The 10,668-nt window shown below is 70.8% G+C and carries 13 protein-coding genes; 4 read left to right on the top strand and 9 right to left on the bottom strand.

What is annotated here, in order from left to right; genetic code table 11:
- Positions 1–296, bottom strand: a 296-nt coding sequence (locus CCN33_RS04200; RefSeq protein ID WP_140394462.1) for an aromatic amino acid lyase, incomplete at its 3' end; no start/stop codon positions are given.
- Between the two features lie 107 nt (positions 297–403).
- On the opposite strand from CCN33_RS04200, the gene CCN33_RS04195 reads away from it, so the two are divergent.
- Positions 404–1,228, top strand: a complete 825-nt coding sequence (locus tag CCN33_RS04195; protein ID WP_086691222.1) for a MurR/RpiR family transcriptional regulator — start codon at positions 404–406, stop codon at positions 1,226–1,228.
- Positions 1,194–2,564 carry an MFS transporter gene (locus tag CCN33_RS04190; protein ID WP_086691220.1) on the top strand — a complete coding sequence of 457 codons (1,371 nt, stop codon included), beginning with the start codon at positions 1,194–1,196 and terminating at the stop codon, positions 2,562–2,564. Before CCN33_RS04195 ends, CCN33_RS04190 begins: the two co-directional genes overlap by 35 nt.
- A gap of 11 nt (positions 2,565–2,575) precedes the next feature.
- On the opposite strand, the gene CCN33_RS04185 is transcribed toward CCN33_RS04190, so the two are convergent.
- Together CCN33_RS04185 and CCN33_RS04180 are read right to left on the bottom strand one after the other, a co-directional pair.
- Positions 2,576–2,929, bottom strand: coding sequence for a VOC family protein (locus CCN33_RS04185; protein WP_086691218.1), 354 nt, complete (start codon positions 2,927–2,929; stop codon positions 2,576–2,578).
- Between the two features lie 79 nt (positions 2,930–3,008).
- The gene (locus CCN33_RS04180; protein WP_086691216.1) at positions 3,009–3,785 is read right to left on the bottom strand and encodes a response regulator; all 777 of its coding nucleotides are present in this window, start codon (positions 3,783–3,785) and stop codon (positions 3,009–3,011) included.
- A 112-nt stretch (positions 3,786–3,897) separates the two neighbouring features.
- On the opposite strand from CCN33_RS04180, the gene CCN33_RS04175 reads away from it, so the two are divergent.
- Positions 3,898–5,490: a sensor histidine kinase gene (locus tag CCN33_RS04175; RefSeq protein WP_086691214.1), complete on the top strand. Its 1,593-nt coding sequence runs from the start codon at positions 3,898–3,900 to the stop codon at positions 5,488–5,490.
- A gap of 12 nt (positions 5,491–5,502) precedes the next feature.
- Here CCN33_RS04175 and CCN33_RS32755 read toward each other — a convergent pair whose 3' ends face one another.
- Together CCN33_RS32755 and CCN33_RS04165 are read right to left on the bottom strand one after the other, a co-directional pair.
- Positions 5,503–5,787 carry a hypothetical protein gene (locus tag CCN33_RS32755; protein WP_086691212.1) on the bottom strand — a complete coding sequence of 95 codons (285 nt, stop codon included), beginning with the start codon at positions 5,785–5,787 and terminating at the stop codon, positions 5,503–5,505.
- Positions 5,788–5,844: 57 nt separating this feature from the next.
- Entirely contained in the window at positions 5,845–6,291 is a 447-nt protein-coding gene (locus CCN33_RS04165; RefSeq protein ID WP_086691210.1) for an anthrone oxygenase family protein, read from the bottom strand.
- A 92-nt stretch (positions 6,292–6,383) separates the two neighbouring features.
- On the opposite strand from CCN33_RS04165, the gene CCN33_RS04160 reads away from it, so the two are divergent.
- Positions 6,384–6,962, top strand: a complete 579-nt coding sequence (locus CCN33_RS04160; protein ID WP_086691208.1) for a TetR/AcrR family transcriptional regulator — start codon at positions 6,384–6,386, stop codon at positions 6,960–6,962.
- A 151-nt stretch (positions 6,963–7,113) separates the two neighbouring features.
- Here CCN33_RS04160 and CCN33_RS04155 read toward each other — a convergent pair whose 3' ends face one another.
- The 4 genes from CCN33_RS04155 to CCN33_RS04140 all read right to left on the bottom strand — a co-directional run.
- Entirely contained in the window at positions 7,114–8,748 is a 1,635-nt protein-coding gene (locus CCN33_RS04155) for a sodium/solute symporter (RefSeq protein ID WP_086691206.1), read from the bottom strand.
- Positions 8,745–9,140, bottom strand: coding sequence for a DUF485 domain-containing protein (locus CCN33_RS04150; protein ID WP_244173628.1), 396 nt, complete (start codon positions 9,138–9,140; stop codon positions 8,745–8,747). The genes CCN33_RS04155 and CCN33_RS04150 overlap by 4 nt, the downstream gene beginning before the upstream one ends.
- 218 nt (positions 9,141–9,358) lie before the next feature.
- The gene (locus CCN33_RS04145) at positions 9,359–10,012 is read right to left on the bottom strand and encodes a histidine phosphatase family protein (RefSeq protein ID WP_086691202.1); all 654 of its coding nucleotides are present in this window, start codon (positions 10,010–10,012) and stop codon (positions 9,359–9,361) included.
- A gap of 131 nt (positions 10,013–10,143) precedes the next feature.
- On the bottom strand, positions 10,144–10,668 hold a 525-nt coding region (locus CCN33_RS04140; RefSeq protein WP_107483894.1), incomplete at its 5' end, for a TetR/AcrR family transcriptional regulator.

Below are 10,668 nucleotides of genomic sequence, written 5' to 3'. Positions count from 1 at the left end.
ACCGCGTCGTCGGGCAGCGGCGCGCCGGTACCGCCGGCGTGGCTTCGCAGCAGGCGCAGTCCGTGCAGGTCGGCGCCGTCCGGGTCGACGACGATGTGGCGGTTGGCGCCGACGCCGGTGGTCCGGCCGTAGACGGCACCCTTCGCCCCCAGCTCCACGGCCAGTTCGTAACTGCGTTCCGCCCTGGTCAGCGCGTCGGGCGCCAGCTTCGGCCACGCGCTGCGCCGGGCCACGCGGACCACGTCGGCGCACCTCAGTCCGGCGCCGCTGATCAGGATGCGGCTGGAGTCGGTCATCGCCACCCCTCTTGACAAGAGTTCATTCATTACTGCGAATAGCATGTAACTCTTGATTCATCCTGCTGGCAAGAACCCGCCGGCGAGAAAAAGAGAAGGAGAACCTGGTGCCCCGGTCGCTGCACGAGCTGCTCACCGCGCACCGGCTCACGCCCGCGCAACGGCGCATCGCCAGCTATCTGGCCGAGCGCCCGCGCGACGCCGCCGCGCTGACCAGCGCCGAGCTGGCCGAGCACGCGCAGGTGAGCCAGCCGTCGGTGACCCGTTTCGTCGCCCTGCTCGGCTTCGACGGGTATGCGGAGTTCCGGCGTTATCTGCGCGAGGCGACCACCGAGCCGGTGCCGGAGCGAGGCGGCAACAAGTTCCAGGCCGCCGTCGACGCCGACTTGCGCAACCTCGCCGCGCTGCGCGCCCAGCTCGCCGACGAGACCCGGCTGCGAGCGATCGCCGAGCGGCTGATGGCGTCGGTGCCGCTGGTCGTCGTGGGGTACCGCGTGTCGGCCGCGCAGGCCGCCTCGTTCGCCTACCTTGCCACCAAGATCCATCCGGATGTCCGGCTGCTGACCGACTCGGGCAGTGTGTTCGGCGACCAACTGCGGCACGCCCACCGGTGTGGCGCCCGAACACTGGTGATGGTCGCGCTCCCCCGCTACCCGCGGGAGTGCGCGGCCGCGCTCCAACAGGCTCGCACCCTCGGCCTGCACACGCTTCTGATCACGGACCGCCTCGTCACGGCGCTCACCCCCCTCGCCGACGACGTGCTGAGCGCGGGAGTCGCCTCCGAGTTCGTGTTCGACTCGCACGCCGCGGTCGTCTCGCTGACCGTGGCGCTGGTGGAGGCGATGGCCGACGCGGCCGGCGCCTCGGCCCGGCAACGACTGGAAGGTTTCGAAGACTATGCCGCAGAGCAAGACCTCTTCCTCCGGGAGTGACAACCCCGGGCCCTCGGGGGGCGACGGGGCGGCGACCGCGTTCGACGACGCTCCCCTCAACCGCTTCCACCTGCGCATCACGGCGCTGACGTTCTGCGCCAACTACTCCGACGGCTACGAACTCGGCATCATCAGCATCGCGCTGCCGTTGATCGCCCGGCAGCTGGGATTCGGCTCCGTGTGGGAGGGGCTGCTCGGCGCGGCGGCGCTGATCGGCATCTTCCTCGGCAGCGTGGTCGTCGGCTGGGGCGCCGACCGGATCGGCCGCCAGCGCCTTTACACGTACAACTTCCTGCTCATCTCGGTCGCGTCGGCCGCCGAGTTCTTCGTGACCGGCCCCACCCAGTTGTTCGTACTGCGTCTGCTGATCGGTATCGGCATCGGTGCCGACTACGCGCTGGGCCCGACGCTGGTCGCCGAGTTCGTACCGCGCCGCTACCGGGGCGGACTGCTCGCCTCCCTGACCGTCATGTGGACGGTGGGGTACGTGGTGGCGTTCTTCCTCGGCAACTGGGTGGTCGGCCTCGGCGGCGAGGCGTGGCGGTGGCTGCTCGCGTCCAGCAGTCTGCCGGCGCTGGCGGTGGTGCTGCTGCGGCTCGGCGTGCCGGAGTCCCCGCGCTGGCTCGTCGCACGCGGGCACCTGGAGCAGGCGCGGGCCGTGGTGCGCCGGCTCGGCGGCAAGGAGGAGGAGGTCGCCTCGCTGGCCCGTGTCGCGCGTGCCTCGGCCGAGCGCCCCCCGGCGCGCTACCGGGACCTGTTCGGCCCCGAGTACTGGCGACGGACGGCGTTCGGCGTCATCTTCTACAACGCCCAGGTGGTGCCGTACTTCGCCATCTATACGTTCCTGCCGCTGGTGCTGGCCAAGATCGGGGTCGGCGAGGAGGACACCACCAGCGACGGCATCCTGAACCTGTTCCTGCTGGGCGGCAGTGTGGCGGGCCTGTGGTTCGTGGCGAAGATGACCCGGCGCGGGCTGACGATCTGGTCCTTCGTCGTCCTCATCGCCGCGCTCGCCCCGATGGCGGTCTGGCCCGACGCGCCGAAGGCCCTGCTCTTCCCGCTGTTCCTGGTCTTCACCTTCACCATGTCGGCGGCCGTCAACCTCGACCAGGTCTACCCCGCCGAACTCTTCCCCACCGACCTCCGCAGCTCCGGCGTCGGCCTGCTCAACGGCATGAGCCGCATCGGCTCCGCGATCGGCACCTTCCTCCTCCCGCTCAGCCTCGACCACATCGGCTTCTCCCCCACCATGCTGGCCCTGACCGTGGTCCTGGGGATCGGCCTCGCGGCGTCGGTGGCGTGGGCCCCGGAGACGAAGAACGTGGCCCTGGACTGACGGACCCGCCGTCAGGCGGGCTGCCACAGCTCGACGCGGTTGCCCTCCAGGTCCGTCACCCATCCGAAACGGCCGACGCCCTCCATGTCCTGGGTCTCGTCGGCCACGTCGGCCCCCTTGGCGCGGAGTTGGGCGAGCATCGCGTCCAGGTCGGCGACGCGGAAGTTGAGCATGGTCTGCTGGGTGCGGGAGCCGAAGTAGTCGGTTCCGGAGTCGAAGGTCGCGAACACGGTCGGCCCGGTCCCCTGCTGCCACAGGCCGTGCTCATCCACGTCGAGACCCAGACAGTCCCGGTACCAGGCGTTCAGGGCCACTGGATCGGCGGCCCGCAGGAAGTAGCCACCGATTCCACGTACACGTTCCATGCGGTCATCCTGTCAGGACAAGAGGGGACATCCGGTCGTACGGGCCGGCGGGTCCGTACGACCGGGCTCGGGACTCGGTTCAGGCGCGGGGCGGGCGGGTCGCCGTCTCCAGGTAGAAGGCGTCGATGCTCTGGACGGCCTGTTCGAATTCGGCGAGGTTGACGGGCTTGGTGACGTAGGCGTTGGCGTGGCCCTGGTAGGCGCCGGTGACGTCGTCGGGGGCGGAGGAGGTGGTGAGGACGACGACGGGGATGGTCTGGAGCTCCTTGTCGGCCTTGAGGATCTGGAGCAGCTCGCGGCCGTTCATGCGGGGCATGTTGAGGTCGAGCACGATGAGGTCGGGACGCACGCTGTCCGGGGCGCGCAGGTGCTCCAGCGCGGCGACTCCGTCGGTGACCTGGACCAGGTTCCGGGCACCGCGCTCGGAGAGGGCCTCCTCGATGAGGAGGGCGTCCGCGACGTCGTCCTCGACGAGCAGGACGTCGAAGGGGCGGGTGGGGGTGGTCATCATCGGATGCTCCGTGGGTGCTTCAGTGGAGTGGGTGAAGAGTCCCGGCCAGCGGCGCCGGGCGCCCTGGCGCGTCATGTCGCTGGCCTCGCCGAGCTGGGGGTAGCCGGCACCCGCGCGGGCGGCCTCCACGGCCGCCGCACGCTGGAGGCGTTCGGCGGCCCGCTGGAGATGCGTCAGTACGTGCAGCCGGGTCAGCGCGTGCATGGGATCGTCCGGCGAGGGAACACGACCACGTGGCTCCGTGACCTCATGGACGATGCGCCGCGCGACCTCGTCGACCGCGGCGTCCGCGAGGGCGGCCATCTCCTGCGGGGCGGTCGGCACGACGAAGCTCTTGCCAGGCATGACCAGCAGCGTAAGCCCTCCGCATCGCCCGCGACAACAACGGTTGTCATCGTCGCTTAGGGTGTGGCTGCGCCGCTGTGATCGCGGCCGTCACCGCGGAGGAGAGCAGAGGATGACCGTCGTTGAGAAGCCGCCGCACGAGCGGGAGCTGTCCCGGTGGACGACTCGGCGCTGGCTTCGCCTCGGAGTCACCGTGGCGATGTCCGTCCTGGTGCTCCTGGGGGCCACCGGCGCCTGGGCGCTCGAGCGGACCGCGTCGATCAGCGACAACCTCGTGGACGTGAAGTCTCCCGCGCTGATGACCTCGATCCGGCTGGAGTCGGCACTGCTCAACCAGGAGACGGGCATCCGGGGTTACGGACTCACCGGTACCCCGGACTTCCTGGACCCGTACCGGCAGGGGCTCCGCCAGCAGAAGGTGTACACGAAGGAACTGTCGGACCTCCTCCGGGGCAACCCCGCGCGCCTGCGCGACCTCAAAATCGTGCAGGACCGTGTCGAGACCTGGCAGGCGCAGATCGCGCGGCCGGTAGCGGCCTCACCGACCGGCAAGCCCTCTCCTCTGGCCACCGAGAACGCGGACAGGGGCAGGACGGCCTTCGACGCCACGCGCGCCGCCATGGCCACCCAGCAGGAACGGCTGCGCGCCGACCGCGCGTCGGCGAGGGCGGACCTGTCCGCCACGATGCGCCTGCGGAACTGGATCTTCACCGCCATCGCGGCGGTCATCGTGGCCCTCGCGGTGATCGTCTCCGAGGCACTGCGCCGGGGTGTCACCGGGCCGTTGGAGCGGATCGGCGCGGACGCCCGGACCATCACGGAGGGCGACTTCCGCCACCCGATCACCCGGACCGGCCCCGCGGACCTGCGGCAGTTGGGCGACGAGATCGAGTCCATGCGCAGGCGGCTGCTCCGGGCGCTGGACTTCAGTGAGGAGGCCCGGCTGCGCCTGGACGAGCAGTCCGCCGACCTCAAGCGGTCCAACGCGGAGCTGGAGCAGTTCGCGTACGTCGCCTCGCACGACCTTCAGGAGCCGCTGCGGAAGGTGTCCAGCTTCACGCAGTTGCTCCAGCGGCGGTACGGCGGCCAGCTCGACGAACGGGCGGACCAGTACATCGAGTTCGCCGTCGACGGCGCGAACCGCATGCAGACCCTCATCAACGACCTGCTCGACTTCTCCCGCGTGGGCCGCGTCCACAACACCCACCAGAGCGTCGACCTGAACACGGTGATGAAGCGGACCCTCACCGCGATCAGCGTCAGCATCGAGGAGTCGGGAGCGGTGATCACCCGTGACGAACTCCCCACCCTCGTCGCCGACTCCACGCAGATGGGCATGCTCTGGCAGAACCTGATCGGCAACGCCATCAAGTTCCGTCACCCGGGTGAGACCCCGGTCATCCACATCTCCGCCGAACAGGACGGCGACTTCTGGCGCTTCGCCGTCACCGACAACGGCATCGGCATCGCTCCCGAGTACGCCGAAAAGGTCTTCGTCATCTTCCAGCGGCTTCACACCAAGGACCACTACCAGGGCAGCGGCATCGGCCTCGCGATGTGCAAGAAGATCGTCGAGTTCCACGGCGGCACCATCGCGGTGGACCTCACCCACACCGAGGGCACCCGCATCATCTTCACCCTGGCGAGCAGGCCGGCAGGGCCCGGCGAGTCGGACGAGTTGGTCCCGCAGGCGGTGACGCGCTAGGTGTCCGGCGACTCACGGGCGGAGCCAGGGCCGGAGCGCTGGGGCGGTGACGGGGCCTGGGAAGACGTACACCTCGGTGCGGATCTTCGATGCCGGCTTGTCGAACGTCGAGAACCCCGGCAGCCCCAGCCCGGTCTCCACCACCCGGGCCTTCGTTGCCCAGGCCGCCGACTCCGGACATACGGCGAGCTGGCCGGAGTCGGCGCCATACGACACGGCGGCGACGGGCGAGCACAGGGGCGATGGCCGCCCGCGCTCGGCCCAGCGCCCGGCGGTGACCCGCCACCAGCAGGCCACCCCGTACCAGGGTCGTGACGACGTCTCGGGTTGCCCTTCTCCTTGTGGGCATCGGCCTCAGACGAGGGCGGCGACCAGCAGGGCGAAGGCGGCGACGATGACGGCGACGCGGACGTAGTGGTAGCGGTCCCAGCGGTTCATTTGCTCCTTCCAGTCCGCGGGCCGGTTCTCGGGGGTCCACGTCTTGCCCCGGTTGTTGATCGGGACGAGCAGCAGGAGCGACATGATGACGCTCACGATCAGCAACGCGGCGGCGATGACGACGAGTCCGGCGCCGGAGCGGTCCCATCCGGCGATGACCCAGACCACGCTCAGGACGAGCGAGCCGATGTACCAGAACGGCATGAGGGCGCCGAGCATCCGGCCTCCGTGGGCGCGGGCGAGCTGGCCACTGTCCTCGGGAAGGGCGTCGAAGATCCGGTTCATGACGAAGGCGACGGAGAACTCCACCCCCACCATCAGGCCGACGATCACGGTGGTGAACACCTCGAGTGCGTTGAGCATGATGACCCCTCCTGGGACCTAGCGACGCTAGATGATGAGGCAACGCTAGTACTGCTCATGCTCGATTGTCTAGCGATGCTAGAGTCGGAGTCATGTCGGTACAGGAACGCAAGCAGCGCGAACGGGCGGAGCGCGAGCGCCTCATCGTGGCGACAGCCCGCGAACTCGCCGAGCAGCAGGGCTGGGACGCGGTCACCACCCGCCGGCTCGCCGAGCGCATCGAGTACAGCCAGCCCGTCCTCTACAGCCACTTCCGCGGCAAGCGCGAGATCATCGGCGCCGTCGCCCTGGAGGGCGCTGCCGAGCTGGCCGCGGCGGTGCGTGCCGCGACCTCCGCCGCGGACGGCCCGCGTGAGCGGGTCGCCGTGCTCGCCCGCGCCTACCTCGACTTCGCCGCACGCAACCCGGCGGTCTACGACGCCTTGTTCCAGCTCGACGGCGGCCTGGCGTACGCGCAGGAGGACACCCCGGAGCCACTGAAGGACGCCTTCGCCGCGCTGCTGGAGAGCCTGGGCGAGGTCGCCGGGAACGGTGTTCACCCGGCGCTGTTCACCGAGGTGTTCTGGGCGTCCCTGCACGGCCTTGCGACCCTGACCCGGGCGGGACGGTTGCTGCCGGAGGACGCCGCGCAGAGGGTGGATCTGCTGGTGGACCGGCTCGCCGTGGTCTGACACACCGTCCCGGCGGGCACGCAGCCGGGGCCCTTGGGGGGGGCCTGTCGGGCAGGGCCCGTGCTCGTCGTCCTGGACCTCGTCAGAACCCCCGGCGCCCAGCCGCGCGGGCGCCCGGTGCCTCGCGGGCGCCACCCGTTGCCGGAACTCGTCAAGAGCCGTCCGTGCCTCCCGCCGAACGGTCCCGTGCCGGGGGCCCCGTCAGGAGGCGGTGCTCGGTCGATTCGTAGCGGGCGCGTTCCCGGTCGGCGGAGGACCTGCCGGCGAGGACGGAGGTGAGCCAGCCGGCCAGGAAGCCGGCCGGGATGGAGGCGAGGGCCGGGGTGTTGTAGGGGAACCAGTCGAAGTCGGCCTCGGGAAAGGCGGAGAGGGGGGTGCCGGAGACGAGGGTGGTCCCGGGGGTGAGGGCGAGGACGGTGAGGGAGCCGACGATGAGGGTGGCGAGCAGGCCCGCGCGGGTGTAGCGGCGCCAGAAGAGGGTGTAGAGGAGCGCGGGCGCGATCGCCGAGGCGCCGAGGGTGAAGGAGAGGGTCGCCAGCGGCTGGAGGCTGCGGTGCTGGGCGAGGGCGGCCACCAGGATGACGGGGATGCCGACCAGCAGGGCGCACGAGCGGGCGAGGGTGAGTTCCCGCACCGGTGCCAGCGGGGTGCGGCGGGAGGCCGTCAGGTCATGGGCGAGCGCGTTCGCGCAGGCCAGCGTCATGCTCGCCACGGACGCGAGCAGGGTCAGGAACACCGCGGTGGTGACGGTGGCGAAGAGCAGGCTCTCCGAGCGCGAGAGACCGCTGCCGAACGCGGCCCGGGCGCCCAGCAGATAGGCCGTCGTGCCGTGCGGATCGGCCCCGGTGATGCGCGCGTGCCCGAGGAGGGCGGTGGCCCCGGTGCAGATCAGTACCAGCATCAGGATGAACAGGGTGACCGAGGACACCGCCCAGGACATGGCCCGCCGCACCTGGCGTGGCGTCCCGGCGGTGTACATGCGCATGGTGACGTGCGGCAGACACCCGGCGCCCAGCACGATCGCGCACTGGGTGCTCGCCAGGTCGAGCGCGGGATGCGGGCTGCTGGAGTACTGCAGCCCCCAGCGCAGGTACGCGGGCCCGGCCCCGCTCTCGCGCGCGGCGGTCCGGAACAGCGCCTCGGTGCTCCATCCGAAGGTGTGCAGGATCAGCCCGCTGACGACGAGCCCGGAGGCGAGCAGCATCACCGTCTTGAAGATCTGCACGAGCGCCGTACCCCGCATGCCGCCCAGCGCCGCGTAACTGATCATGAGTATCCCGGCCCCGACCACACAGCCGTTCTTGGCGGCGGGCTCGGTCAACCCCATGACGTAGGCGAGGAGTTCGCCCACCCCGGCGAGCTGGACGATCATCATCGGGACGAGCGCGAGCAGGGTGACCGCGCAGGCCGCGATGCGGACGGACCGGGCGGGATGGCGGTGCCCGAGCACATCGCCCATGGTGTAGCGGCCGGTGTTGTGGAGGGGCTCGGCGAGCAGGAACATCAGCAGGAGCAGGGACAGTACGGCGCTGAGGGCGAGGACCACCCCGTCGTACCCGCACAGCGCGACGATGCCGCCGATGGTGAGCACGGTGGCGGCGGAGATGTAGTCCCCGGCGATGGCGAGCCCGTTGCGCAGGGGCGAGAGGGACCTGTAGCCGGTGTAGAACTCGGCCAGGTCGTCCGCGTCCGGACCGGTGAGGACGCAGAGCAGCAGGGTCAGCGCGACGACGGAGCAGAAGGCGGCCAGGGACCAGGACTGCGCGGGACCGCTGAACTCCGTCACCGGCCTCCTTTCCGGTGCACGGGCGCCGGGTAGGACTGACGGGCGCGACGGGCCAGCGGGTCGACGAGCCGGTAGGCGGTGGCCTCGTAGAGCAGGACGGCCAGCCAGGTGACGGGGATCTGCACGAGGGCCAGGACGAGACCGGTGGGCAGTCCGCCCGGCCCCGGACGGGTCATCAGCGCGGGGGCTTTGACGGTCAGCGTGAGGAAGACGGCGAAGTAGCCGAGCGCGGCGAGGGACGCCACGCGCCGCTGCCAGCGGTAGGCGCGGCGCAGCATGCGCAGGGTGCGGTGGGGACCGGTGCGAGGGCCCGGCGGCTCCGTCGGACCATGTCCCGTCGACCAACTGGGCTCGCGGCGATCGGAGGGTAACTCGGAGCTGTCGTAGGACACTTCGTGATCTCCTGGCGGGGACCGGGCCCGGAAAGAGACGGACCGTGCGGGATGACCATGACGCTATGTCGACATGTTCCCTGCCGGGGGCCGTTCTAGGCCAGAGGGCACCCCCTGACCAGGCGGCGCCCTCCGCGTCCCCGTACTCGCCGCACGGCCACCCGGTCCCCGCTCGACGATTTGCCTGCGCGGCGGCCTTGAGGGGTGTCCTCCGCGCCTTAGCGATAGGTGAGCAACTGCCGCCCGTCACCGGTGAAGTGGGCGTGCTCGTTGAAGGTCAGCAGGGTGGTGCCGGACCCCCCCACGGCGAGGGTGGTGACGGAGGCGTTGACGGCCACCCGGTTCAGGGCCACGACTCCCTCGTGGGGCAGCGAGAGCAGCGTCCCGCACAGGGCGGCGAGGACGCCGCCCGAGGTGACGACGACCGCGTCCCGCCCCCGGCCGAGTGCGGCGGACAGCTCGGCCAGTCCGGCCGTGGCCCGCCCGGCGAACGCGGCCCAGGTCTCGCCGTCGGCGTCGGTCGCGGCGGGGTCCCGCATCCAGGCCAGCAGGGCGTGGTCGAGCAGGTCCTGCATCGAGGAGGTGCGGCGGGACGCGGGGGCGTAGCGGGCGATCAGGTCGAGGTGGTCGTACTCGTTCCAGCGCGCGTCCTGATGGACCGGTCGCTCGAATCCGGCGGCTTCCGCGAGGAGTTGAGCCGTGTCGCGCTGCCGGGTCAGGGTGCCCGAGACGACGTACGGATCTCGCAGGCCCCGGCGGGCGAGTTCCCGGCCGACGGCGGCCGCCTGGACGCGGCCGGACTCGGAGAGGACGTCGTAGTCGTCCGCCCCCGCGGAGGCTTGGCCGTGACGGACGAGGCAGATCAGTGGCATGGCGGAACTCCCGCTCCCCTTGTGTCGATGGTCGGGCGCTTGACGGAATGACCCTGCCGGCCGTGCTCGGGCACCGCCGGGAGAGCGGCTCCGCGAGCGGATCGCGTGGACTCTGCGCGCCGACAGCCGGGCTACGCCTCCGGCGGGGCGTAGGTCCGGAAGTACGCGGTGAGCATGCGGCGACCCTCGTCGATCGTCACGTCGTCCCCGTCCGGGGAGCGCCGGAACGCGATGTCGAAGAACCGGCCCGCGATTTCGAAGGCGATCTGCGCGACGTGGCGCGGGGTGTCGGCAGCGATGAGGTTCCGCTCGGTCAGGAGGAGCCAGAGCCGATCCGCCTGGGCCTCGTCGTAGCCGCGGACCAGCGCGTCCAGGGTCTCGTTGCGCCCCGCGAACCACAGCTCGGTGCAGCTCCGATGGCCGCGGAAGTAGGCGAGCACCGCGTCGATGAGGGCGTCCGCGACGCCTTCGATCGTGCACGGCTCGGAGGCTTCCAGCACACCGTTCACGATGGCGTCGAGCTGCTGGAGATGGTGCTGGAGCAGCTCGGCGTCGACCTGGTACCGGTCCGGGAAGTAGTGGTACATCGACGCGGTCGGAATGCCCGCCCGCTCCCCGATGGCCTTGAGCGTGGCCGCCTCGTACCCCTGCTCCGC

Origin of the sequence: Streptomyces recifensis, from assembly GCF_002154615.1 — a bacterium.
GTDB classification, from domain to species: domain Bacteria; phylum Actinomycetota; class Actinomycetes; order Streptomycetales; family Streptomycetaceae; genus Streptomyces; species Streptomyces griseoluteus.
This window is presented reverse-complemented; position numbering and strand designations above follow the sequence as displayed.

Bases quoted from the DNA above. Each gene is read 5' to 3' on its own strand.
- CCN33_RS04190 (WP_086691220.1), top strand. From the start codon at position 1,194: ATGCCGCAGAGCAAGACCTCTTCCTCCGGGAGTGACAACCCCGGGCCC.
- CCN33_RS04185 (WP_086691218.1), bottom strand. From the start codon at position 2,929: ATGGAACGTGTACGTGGAATCGGTGGCTACTTCCTGCGGGCCGCCGAT.
- CCN33_RS04180 (WP_086691216.1), bottom strand. From the start codon at position 3,785: ATGCCTGGCAAGAGCTTCGTCGTGCCGACCGCCCCGCAGGAGATGGCC.
- CCN33_RS04175 (WP_086691214.1), top strand. From the start codon at position 3,898: ATGACCGTCGTTGAGAAGCCGCCGCACGAGCGGGAGCTGTCCCGGTGG.
- CCN33_RS04165 (WP_086691210.1), bottom strand. From the start codon at position 6,291: ATGCTCAACGCACTCGAGGTGTTCACCACCGTGATCGTCGGCCTGATG.
- CCN33_RS04160 (WP_086691208.1), top strand. From the start codon at position 6,384: ATGTCGGTACAGGAACGCAAGCAGCGCGAACGGGCGGAGCGCGAGCGC.
- CCN33_RS04145 (WP_086691202.1), bottom strand. From the start codon at position 10,012: ATGCCACTGATCTGCCTCGTCCGTCACGGCCAAGCCTCCGCGGGGGCG.